The following is a 24306-nucleotide window of genomic DNA, read 5'->3' as shown; positions in this document are numbered from 1 at the left end:
AAATATACTAGAAAATAAAAAAATCCCCCGCAACATCCTATTGCGGAGAATTTTCACTACAGGGTTGGTTTATTGCTTCAATCCCATTGCATCGCGCATGGTAAAGAACAAATCAGTTTGGTCAGTTAGACCCATTACATTTGCCGCATGTGGGCCATAAGCCGCCACACGTAACTGAGCACCGGTGTGCTCTTGAGAATCATCTTCTTCAGAGTTACCGTAATTTACCACCATCACAGAGCCGTCTTTAGTAATCAACGCTTGCGTTAAGCCCGTTGATTTTGTTCCTTCTGGAATAATTTGGCTTGAATGTGAATGGTCAGCAGTCACGATAACTAATGTATCACCATGTTTTTTAGCGAAATCTAAGCCGACTTGTACTGCTTGGTCGAGAGCAACAGTTTCACCAATTTGGCCACATGGGTTTGCTTTATGGTCTTGCTTATCGATAGAGGCACTTTCAACCTGCAAAAAGAAACCATTTGGATTGACTTCTAACAGCTCAATCGCTTTTTTCGTCATTTGAGCCAATGTTGGTGCATTAGGGTCTAACTTCGCATTCGGTTTACATTCCAATGGCGCATTGTTGATATTACCGTAATGAACTGCTTTCGGGCCTTCCCATGCAACAGTCATGTTGCCATCATGGAATAAGCCCAGAACAGGTTTATCTTGATTTGCAACAGTAATGCTGTCTAATGACTTAGCGTCACGCACAATATTATACCCACGCTCAATCGCCTGTTGCTCCAACGTTTTACCTTTGTAGTCACCCGCCTTTGCTTCTTGCTTGAAGCTCTTAGCGCCACCACCAAGGGTGACATCTGGGCGAGTTACCAACAGTTGCTCTGAAATTGAACCACGACCGCCATTTTCTAGCGCGTTAGCCGCACATTTTTCTGCTGTTTCCTCAGGGCCATAACATTTACGAGCACTCACATGCGAAAACTGTGCAGCTGGCGTAGCGTCTTGAATCTCAGAGGTTGTGACGTTACCCGTCGCTTTACCATTACGTTTAGCTATCTCAATTAATGTCTCATGATCGTTGCCAAATACATCAATCCCTAATGCGCCATTGTAGGTTTTTACACCAGAAGACCACGCCGTGGCAGACGCTGCAGAGTCAGTCACATAGTCTGGTTTTTGGGTTTTCTTATCTAACGCATAATGGGTATATTGGCCTGTAATTGGCAAGGCATCGATTCCTTTAAAGAACCCTGAAGCACCTTCTGCATAGTTACGGGCAACGGTTATCTCTGAGTCACCCATACCATCACCAATAAATAGAATCACATTTTTGGCTTGGCCATTGTGAAGTGCCGCTTTCATGATATCAGTTTGCTCTGTTGCTAAACGACGCGCACCACCAAATTTTGTGATATCACCTTGTGCCGCACGGTTTTCTGACACCGCATCATTTTTATCAGCCGCGTAGGCAGGGACTGCACTTCCTAAAATTAAAGTACTTACCGTGACAGCTAAAAGGGATTTCATAAAATTACCAGTCATAACTGTTTCCTTGCCAATCAATAATGAAAAGAGAAAATGTGTATTTCAAATAATGACAGGCATGCTAAAGGAGCCAGATGACAGTTGAATGACGCTTTTATGGCGAAATGAAGACGTTAGTCATAAATGTAAAAAAGCAGCTAAATATAAGCTGCTTTTTGTGAATGAGCGTTAGGGCTATTTACCATTGTGACGCAAGTTGGTTTGTTCCCTCATAAAGCGTTTCACACCAAGAAACGTAGTCGTGCCCGCTAGGGAGTTCAATGGCATCAACTTGATAACCTTTATGTTTTAGAACATCGAATAACCGATAGTGGTTTTGAATAATTCCCCCCCAACTACCACGTTGTTCAAAAAGGCCAGCCTCAAGGAAAAAACGGATCGGTTGTGTTGGCATCATTTCGATTTCACGAATCAACCATTCAGGGTCTTTATCCTTCGGAGCCCACCAATAAGATCCTGACATACTGATAACATTACCGAAGATTTCAGGATGTTGTAATGCATTCCATGTCGCGCCAATCCCACCATAACTGGAACCCGCAATAATCGTATGGCTTGCAGATGCTTGAATTCCCATTTGTGCTAATTGAGGCATGAGCTCATCCGCCAGCAACTTAGGAAAGACATCATTAGGGGGAAGCTCATCCCCACGACGCTCTGAATTTATGCTATCAACAAATATAATATTCATAGCTGGAAAACTCCCCTGATTCATCCACTTATCAAAGAATTTCTCCATTTGATAGTTTTGCAGGTAAATTTGCCCATCCAATAGCAACAATAACGCCGGTGTTTCCATTGGTATATTAGGCTGATAAACCGTTATTTTTCTTTCGTTTTTTAATACCTGGCTCGTCAACGTAAATGTCTCTAAACGGCCTTTAATCTGCCTGTTTTCTACATCAGGGAAGTGACATTGGCGTATGTTCGGTACCAATGATAACAACGAAAAACGGTTATATTTATCTACGCGTTGCGAAGGAATAACATGAGAATTATAAGGATCAGACTGCGCTGTGACTAAAATCGCTTTACGTTGAGCAAAGCCGCCCTCAGGCACAGAAGGTATATCCGGTGCAATTTTATATTGTGATAACGTATCATTAGGAATGATAAAAGAACGATACCAAATATCCGTTCCCGCCAAGTGGGCCATTCTTTCGTGATTACCTGACGGCGCCCCTAGAATATAGGCATTTGCTTTCGCGCCACGCCAAAGAAATGTCACGCGTTTTTGTCGATTTGAAAACGCCTCAACCAGGGGGGTTCCTTGCGTGGCGACAGCTTGCCAAAATGCGCTTGTATCACCATTTTGATAATGTTCATCAAGCAAACTTTGTAGCATCGGGCTAATAGGTTCATTATCTTTTTTAATGGCTAAAGGCTGGTACTGGCTGATGTCAAACTTTAATTGCCAAGGTTTACCCGGCTCACCATTCAACGCTAGATAATAAACCCCATTTTCTGATACTACATAATCCGCGCTATGGGGCTCTTGTACTGAACCATACTCTTGCAATGCACGCACTGGCTGCTTATTGGAATCCAATAACAGGACCTTGGAAAGACCTTCACCACGTTGTTTTATAAAATCTTGCTGTGATACTTCAAAAGATAAGCAACTATGACCTTCGCTATCATGCACCCCTTCAGCAAAGGAAAGCTCAGATAAACGTATGCAGTCAGAATGCGTTGCCATTGCAGCAGATGACAACAACATACAACCTAAAAGAGGCAAAGATTTCACATCAAATTCCAGCGAGTCAATTGATAATAATTATTACTATCAAAAAACTCTTTTAAACTCAATGGCTCACAGCACGTTTTTCCACCAGTTGGTTAATTAACTGCAGCGCACTCAATAAATAATAACGTTGTTTTTGTATTAATCTTAAATAACGACGAGTCGCTGGGATGCGGCTCACCATTTCTGATGCCGTATAAGGCTCAATTTCACAACGCCAACGACCACCGCTAAACTCTATCTTGCAATGATTAAATTCCAGCTCTTCTAATGTTTGCCGAATAACGGGGTATTCATTCAACCACTCGATAACTTTATGACCATCCATTTGTTTCGATACAAAATGGATATGTTTTTTCTTTATACTCCCACGGGTTTTTACTTCAATTGTTGCATTGATATTATCAGCACACTGACCAGATACCGCAAAGCGACTATATACGATAAAAGCGAGAAACAATTTTCTTGGTCGCTCAGTTACCTCAATGGTTAGCTCAGGCTCAGGCTGTACAAGGAGCACTCCGGGTGCTCCCCATTCACATGGATAAGGTGCCATGTCCTTTTCAACACGGTTAAGTGTCAATCCTGTTTGATATCCGGCAGGCAAACGTTGCTGAGTGAGCTTACCGATTCTTTCCCACAAAGATGGTTTAGGCGAGGTTACGTAATGGCTCAAGTTGGCCTCCTTCCATTTCTTCATCAGCAAAGGAATTCGATAAAACGGATTCAACATCTACAGGTTTAAATGGGTTAACTTTCTGTACGAAAACAGTCCAAATTAATGCATATCCTGCTGTTAAACCTAACATAATGGCAAAGGGAATATAGACATCCGACTTATTCATGCCAGGAGGAGTGATATACACAATAGCTAAAATAATTCCGACACTCGAAATAATTTGCGGTATAGGGAAAAAAGGCGAACGATAGGCACGATGTAAGTCAGGTCGACGAATACGCAATAACACCACTGAAATCGTTACCAACAAGTAAGCCGTCCCCCAAGAACACACCGCCGCCAGTACCAATGGAATGATACGGTCAAGGTCACCTTGAATAGCAAAAGCGTGCAAACATGGGATCATCACAGCGACTAAAATACCAAATACTGGGGTTTTGAAACGCGGATGCAAATAAGCAAAAATACGTGGTAATGCCCCATCAAGCGCCATTCCATAAAGAATACGCGGAACCGCTGCCATTAACGTATTAATGGTTGCTCCACCAGCCAATAATAATGCGACACCTATCCAATACTTCCCAAACTCACCCATGACAATTTCGGCGAATGCAGGGATTGCCATCGGTGTTTCAAGTAAGCGTGTGCCTGTTTGTGGGTCAACGACCACATTTTCCACTTGGTTCGCTAGAGCTGCACCGAATAACACCATACAGAGTGCGACGCAGAATAAACCCGTGGTCATCGCGCGAGGGATCACCTTGGCAGAATTTTTAATTTCAGGCGCCATTGGAGTAACAAGTTCACAACCAACAAACATAAACATTGCCATCCCCACAAAACTAAGGATGAGAGTTGGATCCATATTAAGTGGCTGACCAAACCAGCCATCCATATCGACATGAAACGGCAACATCAAACCGCTCACACTAAAAATCACTAACGTAGACCACATGGCGAATGTCAGTACAACCTCGACCTTACCAAAGGCCTCAATACCAAATGCATTTAAAATCCCAAACGTGACAACTAATCCCACGCCGACCATCCAAGATGAATTACTGGTCTCTAGGACAGTATTGAGATGCTCAAAGTTAACGAGCGCCATAATTCCTGAAAGGATCGTTTCGGCAGTTCCTGCAAACACATGCACAATCAAATAAGCCGAAAGTGCGCCAGTTATCGCCCAAAAACGCCCCATTCCACACGATATATAGTCATATACCGACCCTGAAGTTGGTAGAATAGCCGCAGCCTCCGAAAATGTGGTTAGCTGAGCTTGCATCATAATAAAGCTGAATAACACCGCTAGGGCGAAGGTATCGCCACCAATACCGAATCCACTCGTAACGGTTAAAATAACGGGGCTAGCCATAATCAAGCCAGCAGAACTCGCCAATGTGGTCGGAAATCCAACTTTCCCTTTCTCTAAATGTGTCGACAATTTTGAGGATAAATTCATTTTACATCCCTCTCACTCTCTACCCAGTCATGAATGTGAATTTTTTGTAAAAACAAAGTAACTACATATCCACTATAGAAATAAGCCTAAACAGGCTGCTATCGTTCTAAAGAACGATACCTAGAGAGAGGGTAAATAAAATACAACTCGCGAAAAGTACCCATATTTTGAAGAGCAAAAAAAATAATCAAAGTAATATCAATATGTAGCAAATAAATTACTCATTAATATATTAATAAACAACTCCCTAAAGATACCAAAAAGCACCAAATCAATATTTATGGGGTTTTCATCAGTTTTAAATACTGTTATCAACTTCACGTTATTAATATGTTTACTTTATGTTAACAGCATTAAGAGGCATGATAATAAGTCGATTAATACGCAAGGGAATATGATGACTTCACCATTATTCGAGCCTCATCAACAAACATTAATTGATTGCTGCCTAAATACCATTGCTCATATTATTCCGGTTTCCGCATTGGTGTATTACCTCGTGAATGATCATTGCCAGCCAGATAACTACGTTCTTCATGGGATCTCAGCAAAAATGCACGAAGAATATCTCACTTATTTTCACCAATTAGACCCTTTGCACCCTGACCATTTTCGCAGTGATGACTTACGATTAGTGAGAATGGATTCTGAAATACACCAGCAAAATCAGGCTTTTTTCCATGATTTTATGCAGCCAAATAACATGGCTGATATGGCAGAAATATTTATTCGCCGTAAAAATAAAATTATTGCGGGGATTTCGGTGCTGCGAGACAGCCCATTTAGCCAGCAAGAAATCATGCGATTAAATGCTATCTTGCCTGTCGCTGAACTAATGACATTCGATGTATTACCCGACTCGCTAGTGTCTTATACCCCTAAAGAACAAGAAATCATCCATTTAGTACGGGAAGGCGCAAGTAATAAGCGAATTGCATTATTATTGGGAGTTTCACTATCAACAGTGAAGACCCACTTACGCAATATCTTCACTAAAGCGAATGTGACAAACCGAACCGAGCTTGTATCATCAGGGTTTATCATTCGCCAAGAAAAGCTCTAATTTGTTTAACGACCACCTACGGCATCTATTTTCATCGCTTTCTCGACAATTAATCATTATCCACCTTCTTCATAACTCACGCTTTTACTTTCCCTGTATTGAAATACAAAAAACCCGGCACGATGGCCGGGAAATGTTGATTAATTAAATATAAATCGAACACTAATAACGCACCATGACAGATTTTAACTCTGTGTAATACTCAATAAAGGCGCTACCAAATTCACGGCCAATACCCGATGATTTAACACCACCAAATGGGACTGCTGGGTCAAGGAAGGTATGCATATTCACCCATACGGTTCCCGCTTCAATGCGCGAAATCATACGCATCGCTTTACTGAGATCATTTGTCCATAAACTCGCAGCTAAACCAAATGGAGTGCTATTCATCATCTCAATAAGTTCTTCTTCATCATCGTAGCTTAAGAAAGTCCCTATTGGCCCAAATGTTTCCTCTTTCATCAATACATCATTTGGGCTATTAGCACGAATAATGGTTGGAGGCACAAAATACCCAGCACCTGCAATGGGCTGACCACCATAAATAATTTCACTGCCATCTTGGCGAGCTTTTTCAAACAGACCTAAGATTTTTTCATAGTGCGCTTTATTTGCCAGCGGCCCCATTTCGGTTGTTTCATCTAATGGAGAACCCACTTTCATCGCAGACAAACGTGTTTTTAGTTCCGCTAATACTTCATCCATCAATTTAGAGGGAATATAGAACCGCTCAGCAGCCGCACAAATTTGCCCTTGGTTTAGATATCCCGCTTCAATAATCCCATTAACAATTTTTTCAACCGGTAGGTCAGCTAAGAATGCAGCGCCGTTTTTCCCACCAAGTTCAAGTGTGACTCGGGTTAATTTACCTTCCATCGCTGAGCGCCCTACCGCCAGACCTGTTGGTACTGAACCCGTAAATGTCACTTTAGAACAAAGTGGATGATGAATCAGTGCAGGCCCAACTTCACGACCACCACCATTCACAATATTAATTACACCATCAGGGATCCCCGCTTCTTTTGCTAATTCCACCACTCTTAGCATAGTTAGCGGGGTAAATTCACTTGGTTTCAACACAATCGTGCAACCGCATGTTAAAGCAGCAGCTAATTTCCAAATGGAAATCATGATCGAAAAATTCCAAGGAATAATACCGGCGACAACCCCAACGGGTTCACGCTGAGTAAATGCAGAATATTTCTCACCATTAAAAGAAGGCAATGAGACATTCAATGTCTCTCCACTGATTTTTGTCGCCCAACCAGCAAAATAGCGTAAGAACTGGGCTGATGAGCCCACTTCAAGAAAACGAGATAACTGAATGGTTTTACCTGAACATAACGTCTCTAGCTGGGCTAATTCTTCAAGGTGTTTTTCAAGTAGGTCAGCAAGGCGGTTTAAGCAATTCCCTCTTTCCATTGGTGTGGTATTTGCCCAAATCCCTTTAAATGCGGTATGAGCCGCATCCATTGCGGCATCAACTTCGGCTAAAGTCCCTTCTTTTACTTTAGCAATAACCTGTTCAGTGGCAGGGTTAACAACATCAAAAAAAGTATCACCCTTGCCAGAAACCGGTAACCCGTTGATAAAATGGCCGTGTTGACGCTTCAAGAACTCGCTGACTTCTGGTAATAGGGTTAACTCACTCATTGTTATTACTCCACTCAATAGAAACTAATTAGGCATTTACACAAGCTAGGTAATGTTTTGCGAAACGTGGTGTATCAATTTCCCATAAAACTTCAGTACCTTTCGCAGCAAACCATGTATCGCCTTTATGGTATTCAACCGTCACACCGGTTTTCACATCCGTTAACTTCACCGAACCTTCATGGACTGTCGCCATTTCATCAAATGGATACACCATTTTGAACTTACCTTTAGTGCAAGCAAAAATGCCACAGGTTAGATTATCCGTTGGTTCACCGTGGATCATCGCAACACTCGCTTGAGGGTCGCCTTCAACAACCACAGAACCTAAATTTGTCACGCTACCAATATTTAATAGTTCTGGCAGTGGTTTGTTTAACAGTAATGGACTAATCATAATTTTTACCTTTAATCGATTTAAATAAACTAGTTAGACGGATAACGAATTAACGGCGACCTTGCCAATAACCGGATGTTTGATGCATTATTTTTGCCAGTGAAACAATCACATTACGCATGCTATCTTTACCAATAATATTGGCGTGTGGGATAGAACTCATTAAGTCATAACGATGAGAACCTTCTACCATCCCTTCAGCCAGGACTTTGCACACAATCTGGCTAGGCGTAACACCAAAACCTGAATAGCCCTGCGCATAAAACACATTTTTATGTTGTGGTAATGAACCAATTTGTGGAAATAAATTTGCACTACATGCCATTGGCCCACCCCAAGCTAATTCAATTTTGACGTCTTTGAGGTAAGGAAAGACTTTTAACATTAAATTACGATTCCATGCTTTAAGATCCGATGGAATGTATTCAAGAAAATGCGTTGAACTGCCGAATAATAGGCGATTTTCATTCGTCACTCGGTAGTAATCAATAACTGGACGAATATCACTATAAGCACCACGGATTGGGCTAATTTGCTCGACCAATTCATCAGGCAGCTCTTCCGTCATTAATTGATATGCATAAGTATTAATGGTCTTAGGGTAAATCGTCGGCTCAAGGCCATTTAAAAATGAATCACAAGCCCACAGCATTTTTTGTGCTTTGACCGTTCCCATCGCAGTTCTAACCTTGATGGTATTACCATACTCAACATTTAATACTTGGCTATTCTCAAATATTTTAGCGCCATATATTTCACTAACCGCTTTTGCTTCACCTAACAATAAGTTCAATGAATGTACATGCCCACCGCCCATGTGTTTGATACCACAGGTATAAGCATCAGAACCAATAATCTGTTTGAGTTCTGAGCCACTGTAAAATTCAATTTCTTCCTCAGGATCGACAGACTTGAAATCTTTTAGCCAACTACGCAAAGTCTTTTCTTGGCGCTTATTGCTTCCTAGGTATGCATAACCACGGCAAAAGTCTGCATCAATATCATATTTAGCGATGCGATCACGCATGATCCCTGCGCCCATATTACTGAGTTTAAAAATTGTTTCTAAACCCTCTGGCCCAACATATTTTTTAATTGCATCGATATCATGACCAATACCCGCCATCACTTGGCCGCCATTACGCCCTGAGCCACCGTAGCCAAGATGCCGTCCTTCCAAAATAGCGATATTGGTAATCCCTTTCTCACACAACTCAAGTGCGGTATGGATCCCAGAAAAGCCGCCACCAATAATCACGACGTCAACATCAAGATCTTCCTTTAATGTAGGAAAACGTAAGTCATATTTCTTAGTCGCAGCATAGTAAGTTAATGATTCTACTTGGTTATTCATTATGGATACCCTGTTTAGTATCTTTCGATAACCTGATTATCTTAACCTTACATTAACAATTACATAGCCCTTTAGGGACATTCGAAACATAAAGTTAACAATTGTGAGCCAAGTAGAATATTTAAATAGTAACGAAATTCACAAAAAACATTAAAAAACTAAAAAAATCAATTAATTAACAAACTATTCTCATATTAACAATATTGTTTATTAATTTTAGTTCATTAAGACCATCTAGACAAAATCAAAAAAAGTAACGTAATAACAAAAAAGACAATATCCCATAAAACCATATTAAATCAATATATTACGATAATTTGTACTTAACTCAGCCTATTCATTAATAAGTTAAATAATTCGACTTGTGAGTTAATACTTAACTTTTGATAGATATTCTTACGGTGATTTTTCACTGTCCCTAAACTAATGAAAAGTGCCTGTGCAATTTGTGGTGAACCTTTGCCCGCTAAGATTAATTCGACAACTTCACACTCTCTCGGTGTTAACCCAAATCGTGTTTGCATGTCTGTATTTTGGTGGTGATTCGACACCGAAGAAGGAGAAACATCTTTATGAAGTTTGACCATACTACGAATGATATCGAAGGCGTCTTTAAGTGGCACTTGCGTATATTTTTCCGAGAAAAAAGGCCTATCTTCATTACCAAAAAAAATACCTAACTGCCTATTAGTTGAAATATCTAACAGCAACCCTGCCTCATCACACCACCCTGTTTTACGATAAAAATTGAGATAATAGTCTGTATGATAAAATCCTTTAGGTGCGAGTTCTTTTAGTGTTAATACTTTAGAAGCCCCGCCTTTTTGGATTTCTTGGTAGAATGGGTCCATTAAATAAGCACCTCGTTGATAGATTCTGTTAATACTATCGCTATTACGGCGCTCTACTTTGGAAAGAAATCGAGGTGGAGCTCCTTTTTCAAAGGAGTAAACAATCGCATTATCGAATGCAATAAGTGAAGACAACCATGATAATAAATTAGGATAAAACTGATTAGTTGCAACAGAATCAATAACATCAGGTAATCTTTCTAGATAGTTCTCCATTCTGCCTCCTCAATCATTAAGTCGTTAATAAAACCATCTGGGCGGTTTCATTTATATTGCTTAAAACTACATAAAGAACACATTATCTTTATAAACTCAACACGATTGTTATTAATATGTTAATCACATCACTCTCCATTAGTAACCCTAATGAATAATTTCATTACATTAGCATTCATGAAAATAGAACTTACATCACATAAAAATAAATTAATCCCTATATTATGTTAATTAAAAGCAAATAACCTAAGGAAAAGAGAAATAATGTCTAACAATAAAATTATTATCGATTGTGACCCCGGCCACGATGATGCAATGGCAATTTTCTTAGCATTAGGCAATTCAAATATAGAGTTACTTGCGGTAACTACAGTCGTCGGAAACCAAACATTAGATAAAGTTACTCATAACGCACGCGCAATTATGGAATTCGTTAGTGCAAATGATATCCCTATCGCCGCAGGTTGCTCTAGGCCACTAGTGAGAACAATACAGACTGCGCCAGAAGTTCATGGTACAACAGGCCTTGACGGTACTCATCTCCCCGATCCCAAGCTCCCTATTGATCAGCGCCATGCTGTTGACCTAATTATTGATACACTCAAATCACATCCGCCTAAAACAATTACTCTCGTTCCTATTGGGGGCTAACAAATATTGCTTTGGCAGTGAGAAAAGCACCTGAAATTGTAGAATTAGTAAAAGAAGTTGTTTTAATGGGAGGAGGCTACCATACAGGCAATCGAACTGCAGTCGCTGAATTCAATATCCTTATAGACCCTGAGGCTGCTCATATTGTGTTTAATGAAACTTGGCCTATCACTATGATTGGGTTAGATCTTACACATCAAGCAAGGCCAGACGACCAAATAATGGAAGCAATTGCAGTGTTAAACACACCTGTAAGTGATTTTGTTGTTGAATCCCTAAATTACTACACTGCAGGTTACCGCAGACGTAATGGCTATACTAACCATGCCCCTGTCCACGACCTATGTGCTGTTGCTTATGTTATCGACCCATCCATAATGGAAACGATTAAAGCTCCGATTGATATCGAACTGCAAGGTGCTTTAACAACGGGTATGACGGTGACTGACTTTCGCCACCCCGCTAAAGCAGATTGCCACACGCAAGTCGCTACAAAGTTAGATAACCCAAAGTTATGGGATATGTTTATTGCTTCTCTAAAGCAATTAGCAAAATAGAAACAAAAAAGGTAGTCTATAAAAATAGCTACCTTTTCAGTAAATTATGATTTGATAATTTCTTTTAGTTTTGTGTAACGTCTAATTAATCGCCATTTTAATTTTACTGTAGTTGCATGCGCCCACACAATTTGCCAATAACCTTTATCAAAAAATAGTTGTACCATTTCCTTCTGTACATCTGGTGATTTGATGGCTAATAGCGCTTGGATCACCCCTAAGCCTTCTTTTCCTACCTGCCATAAACAAGCCGGTGCTTGTTTAACTTGTTCAGGGTAACGCTGGTAAATATTTAACAGCATATCAATAATTTTCAAATAGGTTTTTATCTTACGGACTGAACGTTCATCACCACTCAATGAGTGAGAAACAGATTGGTTATGGATTAAATATCGATAGTATTGTTCATTGATAAATTGCACGCGCTTTGCCACGAGCAACACTTCTGTTGTCCAAGGAATGTCTTGGTGATGTAATTTGGGCTCAAAGAAAAATTTGTGTTGGCGCAACATGTCTAAACGATATAAATTCAGCCAAGTTACATGCAAAAACTTGCGTGAACTTAAGCCAATTTCAAGCCACTCAGGGCCTGAAATCACCCCAGTTGACGGGACTTTATTCGGTGGGAAAATTGCCTTTGGAGCATCGCCATTAGTATAAACATAAGTCCCATTACAGGTTGCAACATCGAGATTATTTGATAATGCGATTTCTAATAAGCGCCCATACATTTGTGAACTAATCTCATCATCAATATCAGGGAATGTAATGTATTTCCCGGTGGCCTCAACCATCCCTGTATTGCGAGCAACTGAGACACCTTGGTTTTCTTGATAAAGCACTTTCAAATGTACAAATTTATCTGCATAAGAGTTAATGATGTCTTCACTTTTATCTTTAGAGCCATCATTTACAACAATCAGTTCCCAATTTTCTAATTTTTGTGCGATTAAGCTATCAAAGAACTGAGGTAAAAATTTTTCACCGTTATATACAGCAACGACAATACTCAAAACTGGCTGAGAAGACATGTATTATAACCCTATACCAATCTATTAAAAATTATTTAAAACTAAATAATTAAACCAAACATAAAGTAAGATAGTAAATAACTGTATGTTATTTTACTAAAATTAATAGTTTAGAAACGAAAAAATCATATTGGTTCCATTGTCATAAAAATTTAATAATTAAAAATTCAGACTTTTCAACTGCAGTGGGATTATCTTATTTGTAAATATGGCTTATGTTGTAGTGAACTAATTATCCATTAACTGACCTAATAAACATTAATGACACCTTAAAAAATATTGAGGATACCCTTGTGGCTGGAAGTAGCTTACTCACATTACTTGATGATATTGCCGCTGTACTAGACGATGTTTCCGTCATGACGAAAATGGCTGCCAAAAAAACCTCTGGGGTTTTAGGTGATGACCTCGCGCTAAACGCCCAGCAAGTCACAGGTGTTCGTGCAGATAGGGAGATCCCTGTTGTTTGGTCCGTTGCTAAAGGGTCATTTATTAATAAATTAATACTTGTTCCTTTAGCGTTATTAATCAGTGCCTTTCTTCCTTGGGCCATCACACCACTACTTATGATTGGTGGGGCCTACCTTTGTTTTGAAGGCGCAGAAAAAATAACTCATAAGCTCTTGCATTCTAACGTAAAAAATACTGTTTCCCAAAACCAGTTACAGTTATCAGAAGAACAACTTAAGGAATTTGAAAGTAAAAAAATCAAAGGGGCTATTCGTACTGATTTTGTTTTATCAGCCGAAATCATTGCTATCACACTAGGCATTGTTTCCACTACCACTTTTATTAACCAAGTGGCCGTACTCTCTATCATTGCTATCGTAATGACTATCGGTGTATATGGCTTAGTTGCAGGGATTGTCAAATTAGATGACTTAGGCTTTTATTTACAGAAGAAAACTTCATCTTTATTAAAAAAATGTGGTAATTCATTGATTTATGCAACCCCTTATCTGATGAAAACATTATCTGTTGTAGGGACTGCCGCGATGTTTATGGTCGGTGGTGGTATTCTAACCCACGGTATCAGCTATATTTCAGAATGGATCACCGAAATATCCTTTACAGCAACCTTAACGCCTATCATTGGCAGTACTATGCAGTTTATCTTACCAACTATAATTAATTTATTTTTTGGGCTAGTAACAGGCCTAATCCTTGTTGCGATAATCTCACTATTCAAAAAATTAAAAAAAGCTTAAAACAAAAAGGTAGCTCTATCGATTAGAGCTACCTCTCTTTCTATCATTGATATGATTATCAAAGACACTTTCGATGTATATTATTTTACATATTGATTTACTTCGATATTTAAACTGATCTAAATCAAAAGAAACTCATCTTTAATTTACGCTATAATACGTAAACCTATTTCCAGTCAAACCAAATTTAATCTTATATATCAATAAATAAAAGCATAAAACTTAAAGAAAAATTTTATTTTTTATTATCTATATCGTTATAGATCCAGAAAATTACTACCAAAGTAGTATATTTAATATTCGACCCTTTATGAACAATACGAGAAATATGCATTTTAAGTTCGCTAGAGCTACTCTTTAAGGAAGTGAAACATGCCCACACTGTATCGTCGATTTTCAATTATTAACCAAGTGATCGGCCTTATGCTACTTATTGCGATCTTAGGAATTATTGGGATGACGATTTCCAATCGAATGATTTTAAGTGTGCAGGGTAACGCTCATGCAATAAATAAATCTGGTTCACTACGAATGCAGAGCTACAGATTGCTTTCTCTAGTCCCTTTAAATACCCAGAATCAGCGTTATCTCGATGCATTAGAATCTGACCTCATCAGCCCAGAGCTGACTCAAGTTGTAAAGATCGAAAATTTAACGCCTCAATTTGATGAACTCTACAATTATTGGTTACATATCTTAAAACCCTCATTAATGGAAGCAAATACACCTAACGATGCAAGATACGAAGTTATATCATTTGTAAGTAAACTAGATGAATTAGTTCATAACATTGATGAGAAAACGGAAAGAAAGATTGCTTATGTTGCCATGACACAACTGATTTTTATCAGTTTAGTATTCTTATTACTGATGGGAACTATCTGGCACCTGAGAAAAAAAATTTATTACCCATGGGTTAAATTATTATCAATGGTCAATGCGATTGGACGAAAAGATTTTAGCCAACGCTACCCTAAAAATAATAGGCAAGATGAATTAAATGCGCTAGGAGAAACTCTGAACCAGATGTCAGATGAATTAGCGCTAAGTTATCATCAGCTTGAAGAAAGAGTCGCAGAAAAAACTGCAGACTTAATCACAAAAAATAAGGTGTTATCTTATTTATATCAATCAAACCAAATCCTTCATTCCTCGGATCCCCTCTACTTGCGATTACAAAAAGTTCTTATTGAACTAGAAAACATTACCATACTCAAAAATCTGAGTTTACGGTTGTATGAAGAAAGCAATGAAGCATATTTTCATGAAATATGCTGCCATTCAACCGGGTTATCTGAAGCGAAGACAAAGCAACTAAAACAACAAGTCAAAACCGAGAAACCTCTTAGCTTGCAATGGGATTTATCAGACAATATGCATCGTTATGGCATTATTATTGGTGAGATTGAAGATAATCAAATACTTTCAGATGAACAAAACAATCTCGTTTCTGTTTTAGCAAAACAAATTTCTGGCATGTTAGCAATGGAACACCAAATAGAACAACAGCAACAGTTGCTTATCATGGATGAACGTTCTGCTATTGCCAGAGAACTCCATGACTCTATCGCCCAGTCTCTATCTTGCTTGAAGATGCAAATTAGTTACCTGCAATTACAACCTGAACCATTACCAGAAAAGCCACAACAGTTGTTAACGGAAATGCGCAGCGAGATTAATACCGCATATAGTCAATTGAGAGAGCTATTAACCACATTTAGGCTTAAATTAACGGAGCCAGGTCTGCTCCCCTCATTAGAAAGTACCATTAATGAATTTAGCGAACGTATGGGGTATAAAATAGACTTAAATTACGACCTACCCGCAAAAAGTATTTCACCGCATCAATCTATTCATATTATACAAATAGTCCGAGAGGCATTAACCAATATTTTAAAACATGCTAATGCAAAATGGGCTGAGGTTTCATTAAACCAGTATGATGGTATTGTGACTATTATAATTACTGACGATGGTACAGGGATCACGTCAAATACTGATAAACTTAATCATTATGGGCTTATTATTATGAGAGAAAGAGCATTAAGCCTTAATGGCAACTGTTGTATTACACCTAGGCCTCAAGGTGGAACAGAGGTAAAAGTTACCTTCCCTTTATCTGACGCTTAACATACCGGAAAAATCATCTATGGAAAATACAAATATAGTGAACGAAAAATCAACTATTCTACTTATTGATGATCATCCGATGCTAAGAAATGGAGTCAAACAATTGATTAGTTTGGAACCTTCATTACAAGTTATCGGTGAAGCGGGAGATGGTAAAACAGGTATCCAAATCGCTGAAGAGCAAGATCCTGACCTTATCTTACTGGATCTCAACATGCCAGGCATGAATGGTTTTGAAACTCTTGATGAACTTAGGAAGCGAGAGCTGTCAGGTAGAATTATTCTTTTTACCGTTTCTAACTATAGTGATGATTTAGTCAATGCACTAAAAAGAGGTGCAGATGGTTATTTACTAAAAGATATGGAACCTGAAGAGCTTATCGTAGCCCTTAAAGAAGCAGCAAGCGGTAAGTTAGTTGTCAGCCCAACATTAGCATCTGTACTTGCTGAATCACTAAGAGATAACACCACACAGGATGACAATAATATTGCTTCATTGACACCAAGAGAAGCCGATATTTTAGAACTGATCTCTCAGGGTTTATCAAATAAAATGATAGCTCGTAAACTAGATATTGCAGAAAGCACAGTAAAAGTACATGTTAAACATTTACTTAAAAAACTCAATTTAAAATCAAGGGTCGAAGCTGCAGTTTGGGTTTTACAACAAAAATAATTTTATACTCGCAGCTATATAACCTTATGATAGCTGCGAGTAAAAAATAATTATATTCATTAGTAAATAGCTCTAATATGCAAACTTATATTTTTAATTATACTAAACTACTGAAATCATTTTTATGAAGGAAAATAATATAAATGGAAGATGAATTAATTTTAGTAAATGAACATGATGAACCTATTGGTGTTATGTCTAAATTATTGGCGCATCAACTCGGTCATCTGCACCGAGCATTTTCAGTATTTATTTTTAATGAGCAAAATGAGCTACTAATTCAGCAACGAGCTCTTCATAAATATCATTCAGCTGGGCAATGGGCAAATTCTTGCTGTAGTCATCCTAAACCTAATGAAGATACTCAGAAAGCCGCTGAACGTAGACTTCAAGAGGAGCTAGGCTTTGTCACTTCATTAACGCATATAGGTTCCTTAATTTATAAAGCTGATGTTCAGGGAGGATTAATTGAACATGAATATGACCATATCTTTATTGGACATTATAACAAGAATATCCAACCAAATAGAGAAGAAGTCTCATCTATAAGGTGGGTAAATATTACTCAATTAAAACAAGAGATCCTTCTTAATCCTGAAGTTTTCACACCGTGGTTTAAAAAAATATTGGAAGAATTTCCTTTATTAGATTTCAAATAAATATGTTTTATCATATTTTTATTTATAACTTAATTTTCTAACCTTGCACTTTAATTATAAAAATATTTATCTAAACCTAGAAATATTATAAAAAACACATTATAGATGAGAAATAATTTAATTAATTATTCTTAATATCATTAATTAATAATAGCACTAGTTTAATTTCAGGGTAGAAGCATGATAAATTTGTTAATATTTAATATTTTACCATCCTCAATAATAAATATTATTCTTCCCTTTAATTTATCAAATACATTCTATTTATCAGTAAACTTCCCTTATATTATTCTATTTATATAATAAGTAATCATATAAAATTCACTACAACCTTGTTCACTATATTTTTTGATTCTACTACCAGATATCGTTTAATTACCATACCAAATGAGTTGTTACTCACTACTTTATATCTGCTAAATACATTCCCCATTTCAATACATTAGCAATAAATTACCTATTCTATGGTATACAATGTTATGTATTTAAACGTCCAACTCCCCGTCACTAGTGAGCTGTTACTCACTACTTTATATCTGCTAGAGACATTCCCCATTTCAATACATTAACAATAAATTACCTATTCTATGATATACAATGCTATGTATTTAAACGTCCAACTCCCCATCACTAGTGAGCTGTTACTCACTACTTTGCATCACACACTCTCATTAATGATGGTGATAGATAGAGGGGAGCCCCAAGAGTAGCTAAAAAAGATGAAGAGACGTGTAATACATCGTCTAATGAGAAAGTAAGCGATAAAAAAGGAATTAAAATTAGGGAGTAAAGCATTAAGGAACTGAGGAACTAAAGCTTAGGCCCCCCTCCTAATCTCAACACCCACTGTTTTTCTTTTTTTCTCCAAACGCAAAAAAGCCACCCAATGGGTGGCTTTCTCACTAATTTAATGTCTGGCAGTTCCCTACTCTCACATGGGGAGACCCCACACTACCATCGGCGCTACGGCGTTTCACTGCTGAGTTCGGCATGGGGTCAGGTGGGACCACCGCGCTATTGCCGCCAGACAAATTCTGTGTGTTCCCGTTTAGTTTTTTCTTCACTAAACCAGAACCTCAATCTCAAACAAGCTGCGTGTCCTTCACCTTCCGGCTTCTCACTTCTCGAAAACAACTCCATCTCTCTAAAACACCTTCGGTGTTGTCAGGTTAAGCCTCACGGTTCATTAGTATTGGTTAGCTCAACGTATCGCTACGCTTACACACCCAACCTATCAACGTCTTAGTCTTAAACGTTCCTTTAGGACTCTTAAAGAGTCAGGGAAGACTCATCTCAAGGCAAGTTTCCCGCTTAGATGCTTTCAGCGGTTATCTCTTCCGCACTTAGCTACCGGGCAATGCCATTGGCATGACAACCCGAACACCAGTGGTGCGTCCACTCCGGTCCTCTCGTACTAGGAGCAGCCCCTTTCAATCTTCCAACGCCCACGGCAGATAGGGACCGAACTGTCTCACGACGTTCTAAACCCAGCTCGCGTACCACTTTAAACGGCGAACAGCCGTACCCTTGGGACCTACTTCAGCCCCAGGATGTGATGAGCCGACATCGAGGTGCCAAACACCGCCGTCGATATGAACTCTTGGGCGGTATCAGCCTGTTATCCCCGGAGTACCTTTTATCCGTTGAGCGATGGCCCTTCCATTCAGAACCACCGGATCACTAAGACCTACTTTCGTACCTGCTCGAGCCGTCACTCTCGCAGTCAAGCTGGCTTATGCCTTTGCACTAACCGCATGATGTCCGACCATGCTTAGCCAACCTTCGTGCTCCTCCGTTACTCTTTGGGAGGAGACCGCCCCAGTCAAACTACCCACCAGACACTGTCCGCACCCCAGATAATGGGGCAACGTTAGAACATCAAACATTAAAGGGTGGTATTTCAAGGTTGGCTCCATGCAGACTGGCGTCCACACTTCAAAGCCTCCCACCTATCCTACACATCAAGGCTCAATGTTCAGTGTCAAGCTATAGTAAAGGTTCACGGGGTCTTTCCGTCTTGCCGCGGGTACACTGCATCTTCACAGCGAGTTCAATTTCACTGAGTCTCGGGTGGAGACAGCCTGGCCATCATTACGCCATTCGTGCAGGTCGGAACTTACCCGACAAGGAATTTCGCTACCTTAGGACCGTTATAGTTACGGCCGCCGTTTACTGGGGCTTCGATCAAGAGCTTCTCCTTACGGATAACCCCATCAATTAACCTTCCAGCACCGGGCAGGCGTCACACCGTATACGTCCACTTTCGTGTTTGCACAGTGCTGTGTTTTTAATAAACAGTTGCAGCCAGCTGGTATCTGCGACTGGCTTCAGCTCCATGGGTAAACCACTTCACCTAATGCCAGCGTGCCTTCTCCCGAAGTTACGGCACCATTTTGCCTAGTTCCTTCACCCGAGTTCTCTCAAGCGCCTGAGTATTCTCTACCTGACCACCTGTGTCGGTTTGGGGTACGATTAATGATAATCTAGAGCTTAGAGGCTTTTCCTGGAAGCGGGGCATGAGCTACTTCATCACCGTAGTGACTCGTCGTCGGACCTCAGCATATAGTGAACCGGATTTGCCTAATTCACCTGCCTACATCCTTAAACCGGGACAACCGTCGCCCGGATAGCCTAGCCTTCTCCGTCCCCCCATCGCAATTATCACCAGTACGGGAATATTAACCCGTTTCCCATCGACTACGCATTTCTGCCTCGCCTTAGGGGTCGACTCACCCTGCCCCGATTAACGTTGGACAGGAACCCTTGGTCTTCCGGCGTGCGGGTTTTTCACCCGCATTATCGTTACTTATGTCAGCATTCGCACTTCTGATACCTCCAGCATGCCTCACAGCACACCTTCACAGGCTTACAGAACGCTCCCCTACCCAACGAACGTATCCTTAAACTGACTGCCTGACGTTTCCGCCTCGACTTTGTTGGACGCATTGACGTCGCTTCGCTCCGTCAATCGTTTTGATACATTTGAGTATCACTTAATCAGTTTAAGTGATACGTTCGCTGCCGCAGCTTCGGTGCATAGTTTAGCCCCGTTACATCTTCCGCGCAGGCCGACTCGACCAGTGAGCTATTACGCTTTCTTTAAATGATGGCTGCTTCTAAGCCAACATCCTGGCTGTCTGAGCCTTCCCACTTCGTTTCCCACTTAACTATGACTTTGGGACCTTAGCTGGCGGTCTGGGTTGTTTCCCTCTTCACGACGAACGTTAGCACCCGCCGTGTGTCTCCCGTGATAACATTCTTCGGTATTCGTAGTTTGCATCGAGTTGGTAAGTCGGGATGACCCCCTAGTCGAAACAGTGCTCTACCCCCGAAGATGAGTTCACGAGGCGCTACCTAAATAGCTTTCGGGGAGAACCAGCTATCTCCCGGTTTGATTGGCCTTTCACCCCCAGCCACAAGTCATCCGCTAATTTTTCAACATTAGTCGGTTCGGTCCTCCAGTTAGTGTTACCCAACCTTCAACCTGCCCATGGCTAGATCACCGGGTTTCGGGTCTATACCCTGCAACTCATTCGCCCAGTTAAGACTCGGTTTCCCTACGGCTCCCCTATTCGGTTAACCTTGCTACAGAATATAAGTCGCTGACCCATTATACAAAAGGTACGCAGTCACCCCATCCTCAAATGTCCCGCTTGTCTTTGCGGCCAATCTTGCCCGATTTTTTAACTTCCGCTGCTCATGGACTTCGATGTCCACTGCGCTGCGGCTTGAAAAAATCAGCCAATCTTGTTGGCAAATCCTGCGCTGTTATTGTGATGGTTTTACACCCTCACTCAATTGCCGAGGCACTTGAGTGATGGGGCTCCCACTGCTTGTACGTACACGGTTTCAGGTTCTATTTCACTCCCCTCGCCGGGGTTCTTTTCGCCTTTCCCTCACGGTACTGGTTCACTATCGGTCAATCAGGAGTATTTAGCCTTGGAGGATGGTCCCCCCATATTCAGACAGGATAACACGTGTCCCGCCCTACTCGTCGAGTTCACAACACTAACACCTTCGGATACGGGGCTATCACCCTTTACTGCCGGACTTTCCAGACCGTTCTCCTGATGCTAATGCTGATTAAGACTCTGGGCTGCTCCCCGTTCGCTCGCCGCTACTAGGGGAATCTCGGTTGATTTCTTTTCCTCGGGGTACTGAGATGTTTCAGTTCCCCCGGTTCGCTTCGTTTGACTATGTATTCATCAAACGATAGTGCAACGAATTGCACTGGGTTTCCCCATTCGGAAATCGTCGGTTGTAACGGTTCATATCACCTTACCGACGCTTATCGCAGATTAGCACGTCCTTCATCGCCTCTGATTGCCTAGGCATCCACCGTGTACGCTTAGTCGCTTAACCTCACAACCCGAAATTGTTTCAACGTTCACCTTACTGTCATGGCTGTGCGTGCATTCCTTCTTTGTTGGGCAGTGCTCGCAATGCTCACATACTTATGTATGCTGCGCTTGCTGTGCGCTGGCCGCCGCGAAGGACTGACTGCTCGCTCATGCCACTCGCTAAAGTGACCGAAAATTTCAGGTCTGAAATTTTGAGAGACTCTCACATTGTTTAAGCGATAAACAATGTGCGTTGTTTTCAATTTTCAGCTTGTTCCAGATTGTTAAAGAGCATAATTGTTAAACCAACTACAATATAATTGGCTTAATCATTATTGGGGACATCGTCTTTCACTCGATATCGGCGCAATTGGCGTCCCCTAGGGGATTCGAACCCCTGTTACCGCCGTGAAAGGGCGGTGTCCTAGACCTCTAGACGAAGGGGACACGAAAATCACAAAAACTTTTGTGCTTTCATGTAAGTCCTATTCTCTCGAATAAGTCTCCCACGTATAGCCTATTGCTCTACTTTCTATCAGACAATCTGTGTGAGCACTTCACAAAAACACTTCAATGGTAAGGAGGTGATCCAACCGCAGGTTCCCCTACGGTTACCTTGTTACGACTTCACCCCAGTCATGAATCACAAAGTGGTAAGCGCCCTCCCGAAGGTTAAGCTACCTACTTCTTTTGCAACCCACTCCCATGGTGTGACGGGCGGTGTGTACAAGGCCCGGGAACGTATTCACCGTAGCATTCTGATCTACGATTACTAGCGATTCCGACTTCATGGAGTCGAGTTGCAGACTCCAATCCGGACTACGACGTACTTTATGAGTTCCGCTTGCTCTCGCGAGGTCGCTTCTCTTTGTATACGCCATTGTAGCACGTGTGTAGCCCTACTCGTAAGGGCCATGATGACTTGACGTCATCCCCACCTTCCTCCGGTTTATCACCGGCAGTCTCCTTTGAGTTCCCGACCGAGTCGCTGGCAACAAAGGATAAGGGTTGCGCTCGTTGCGGGACTTAACCCAACATTTCACAACACGAGCTGACGACAGCCATGCAGCACCTGTCTCAGAGTTCCCGAAGGCACTAAAGCATCTCTGCTAAATTCTCTGGATGTCAAGAGTAGGTAAGGTTCTTCGCGTTGCATCGAATTAAACCACATGCTCCACCGCTTGTGCGGGCCCCCGTCAATTCATTTGAGTTTTAACCTTGCGGCCGTACTCCCCAGGCGGTCGATTTAACGCGTTAGCTCCGAAAGCCACTCCTCTAGGGAACAACCTTCAAATCGACATCGTTTACAGCGTGGACTACCAGGGTATCTAATCCTGTTTGCTCCCCACGCTTTCGCACCTGAGCGTCAGTCTTTGTCCAGGGGGCCGCCTTCGCCACCGGTATTCCTCCACATCTCTACGCATTTCACCGCTACACATGGAATTCTACCCCCCTCTACAAGACTCTAGCTGACCAGTCTTAGATGCCATTCCCAGGTTAAGCCCGGGGATTTCACATCTAACTTAATCAACCGCCTGCGTGCGCTTTACGCCCAGTAATTCCGATTAACGCTTGCACCCTCCGTATTACCGCGGCTGCTGGCACGGAGTTAGCCGGTGCTTCTTCTGTCGGTAACGTCAATCGTTGTTGATATTAGCAACAACGCCTTCCTCCCGACTGAAAGTACTTTACAACCCTAGGGCCTTCTTCATACACGCGGCATGGCTGCATCAGGCTTGCGCCCATTGTGCAATATTCCCCACTGCTGCCTCCCGTAGGAGTCTGGGCCGTGTCTCAGTCCCAGTGTGGCTGATCATCCTCTCAGACCAGCTAGGGATCGTCGCCTAGGTGAGCCATTACCTCACCTACTAGCTAATCCCATATGGGTTCATCCGATAGCGCAAGGACCGAAGTTCCCCTGCTTTGCTCCTTAGAGATTATGCGGTATTAGCTACCGTTTCCAGTAGTTATCCCCCTCTATCGGGCAGATCCCCATACATTACTCACCCGTCCGCCGCTCGTCAGCGAGAAGCAAGCTTCCCCTGTTACCGCTCGACTTGCATGTGTTAGGCCTGCCGCCAGCGTTCAATCTGAGCCATGATCAAACTCTTCAATTAAAA

General features: G+C 41.2%; 14 protein-coding genes, 1 tRNA gene, 3 rRNA genes and 1 pseudogene. 6 read left to right on the top strand and 13 right to left on the bottom strand.

Annotated elements, in window-relative coordinates; all coding sequences use genetic code 11:
* Positions 1 to 69: 69 nt before the first annotated feature.
* The 4 genes from phoA to M1F26_RS02755 all read right to left on the bottom strand — a co-directional run bounded on the left by phoA (position 70) and on the right by M1F26_RS02755 (position 5397).
* Positions 70 to 1509, bottom strand: coding sequence for an alkaline phosphatase (gene phoA / locus M1F26_RS02770; protein WP_004914820.1), 1440 nt, complete (start codon positions 1507 to 1509; stop codon positions 70 to 72).
* A gap of 181 nt (positions 1510 to 1690) precedes the next feature.
* Positions 1691 to 3259 (bottom strand): alpha/beta hydrolase-fold protein, encoded by a 1569-nt coding sequence (locus M1F26_RS02765; RefSeq protein ID WP_318837646.1) that lies wholly within the window; start codon positions 3257 to 3259, stop codon positions 1691 to 1693.
* 58 nt (positions 3260 to 3317) lie between these two features.
* Positions 3318 to 3932 (bottom strand): DUF3156 family protein, encoded by a 615-nt coding sequence (locus M1F26_RS02760; protein ID WP_227528895.1) that lies wholly within the window; start codon positions 3930 to 3932, stop codon positions 3318 to 3320.
* Positions 3907 to 5397 carry an APC family permease gene (locus M1F26_RS02755; protein WP_140172044.1) on the bottom strand — a complete coding sequence of 497 codons (1491 nt, stop codon included), beginning with the start codon at positions 5395 to 5397 and terminating at the stop codon, positions 3907 to 3909. The genes M1F26_RS02760 and M1F26_RS02755 overlap by 26 nt, the downstream gene beginning before the upstream one ends.
* 397 nt (positions 5398 to 5794) lie before the next feature.
* Here M1F26_RS02755 and M1F26_RS02750 point away from each other — a divergent pair, with 397 nt between their 5' ends.
* The gene (locus M1F26_RS02750; protein ID WP_140172043.1) at positions 5795 to 6460 is read left to right on the top strand and encodes a helix-turn-helix transcriptional regulator; all 666 of its coding nucleotides are present in this window, start codon (positions 5795 to 5797) and stop codon (positions 6458 to 6460) included.
* Between the two features lie 162 nt (positions 6461 to 6622).
* Here the strand turns inward: M1F26_RS02750 and M1F26_RS02745 are convergent, their stop codons facing one another.
* The 4 genes from M1F26_RS02745 to M1F26_RS02730 all read right to left on the bottom strand — a co-directional run bounded on the left by M1F26_RS02745 (position 6623) and on the right by M1F26_RS02730 (position 10934).
* Positions 6623 to 8116, bottom strand: coding sequence for an aldehyde dehydrogenase family protein (locus tag M1F26_RS02745; protein WP_140172042.1), 1494 nt, complete (start codon positions 8114 to 8116; stop codon positions 6623 to 6625).
* Positions 8117 to 8144: 28 nt separating this feature from the next.
* Positions 8145 to 8513: a cupin domain-containing protein gene (locus M1F26_RS02740; protein ID WP_140172041.1), complete on the bottom strand. Its 369-nt coding sequence runs from the start codon at positions 8511 to 8513 to the stop codon at positions 8145 to 8147.
* A 49-nt stretch (positions 8514 to 8562) separates the two neighbouring features.
* On the bottom strand, positions 8563 to 9867 hold the full coding sequence (locus M1F26_RS02735) for an NAD(P)/FAD-dependent oxidoreductase (RefSeq protein WP_140172040.1): 1305 nt from the start codon (positions 9865 to 9867) through the stop codon (positions 8563 to 8565).
* A gap of 323 nt (positions 9868 to 10190) precedes the next feature.
* Positions 10191 to 10934: a helix-turn-helix transcriptional regulator gene (locus M1F26_RS02730; protein ID WP_140172039.1), complete on the bottom strand. Its 744-nt coding sequence runs from the start codon at positions 10932 to 10934 to the stop codon at positions 10191 to 10193.
* A gap of 264 nt (positions 10935 to 11198) precedes the next feature.
* Here M1F26_RS02730 and M1F26_RS02725 point away from each other — a divergent pair.
* Positions 11199 to 12142 (top strand): annotated as a pseudogene (locus tag M1F26_RS02725) (nucleoside hydrolase).
* 44 nt (positions 12143 to 12186) lie between these two features.
* Here M1F26_RS02725 and M1F26_RS02720 read toward each other — a convergent pair.
* On the bottom strand, positions 12187 to 13173 hold the full coding sequence (locus M1F26_RS02720; protein WP_140172037.1) for a glycosyltransferase: 987 nt from the start codon (positions 13171 to 13173) through the stop codon (positions 12187 to 12189).
* Between the two features lie 293 nt (positions 13174 to 13466).
* Between M1F26_RS02720 and M1F26_RS02715 the strand changes: the two genes are divergently transcribed.
* The 4 genes from M1F26_RS02715 to idi all read left to right on the top strand — a co-directional run bounded on the left by M1F26_RS02715 (position 13467) and on the right by idi (position 17846).
* Positions 13467 to 14381 (top strand): DUF808 domain-containing protein, encoded by a 915-nt coding sequence (locus M1F26_RS02715; protein ID WP_140172036.1) that lies wholly within the window; start codon positions 13467 to 13469, stop codon positions 14379 to 14381.
* A gap of 372 nt (positions 14382 to 14753) precedes the next feature.
* Complete coding sequence (narX, locus tag M1F26_RS02710) at positions 14754 to 16511, top strand: nitrate/nitrite two-component system sensor histidine kinase NarX (protein WP_140172035.1); 1758 nt, start codon at positions 14754 to 14756, stop codon at positions 16509 to 16511.
* Positions 16512 to 16530: 19 nt separating this feature from the next.
* Positions 16531 to 17187: a two-component system response regulator NarL gene (gene narL / locus M1F26_RS02705; RefSeq protein WP_004905790.1), complete on the top strand. Its 657-nt coding sequence runs from the start codon at positions 16531 to 16533 to the stop codon at positions 17185 to 17187.
* Positions 17188 to 17330: 143 nt separating this feature from the next.
* Entirely contained in the window at positions 17331 to 17846 is a 516-nt protein-coding gene (gene idi / locus M1F26_RS02700; protein WP_140172034.1) for an isopentenyl-diphosphate Delta-isomerase, read from the top strand.
* 912 nt (positions 17847 to 18758) lie between these two features.
* Here the strand turns inward: idi and rrf are convergent.
* The 4 genes from rrf to M1F26_RS02680 form a co-directional block, all read right to left on the bottom strand.
* Positions 18759 to 18874 (bottom strand): 5S ribosomal RNA (rrf, locus tag M1F26_RS02695).
* Between the two features lie 137 nt (positions 18875 to 19011).
* A 23S ribosomal RNA gene (locus M1F26_RS02690) occupies positions 19012 to 22208 on the bottom strand.
* Between the two features lie 349 nt (positions 22209 to 22557).
* Positions 22558 to 22633, bottom strand: a tRNA-Glu gene (locus M1F26_RS02685).
* Between the two features lie 130 nt (positions 22634 to 22763).
* Positions 22764 to 24303, bottom strand: a 16S ribosomal RNA gene (locus M1F26_RS02680).
* The 16S, 23S and 5S rRNA genes sit together here with 1 tRNA gene alongside, the layout of an rRNA operon.
* Positions 24304 to 24306: the final 3 nt, after the last annotated feature.

The sequence above is a fragment of the Providencia sp. PROV048 genome, assembly GCF_033688165.1.
Classification (GTDB): Bacteria; Pseudomonadota; Gammaproteobacteria; order Enterobacterales; family Enterobacteriaceae; genus Providencia; species Providencia hangzhouensis.
This window is presented reverse-complemented; position numbering and strand designations above follow the sequence as displayed.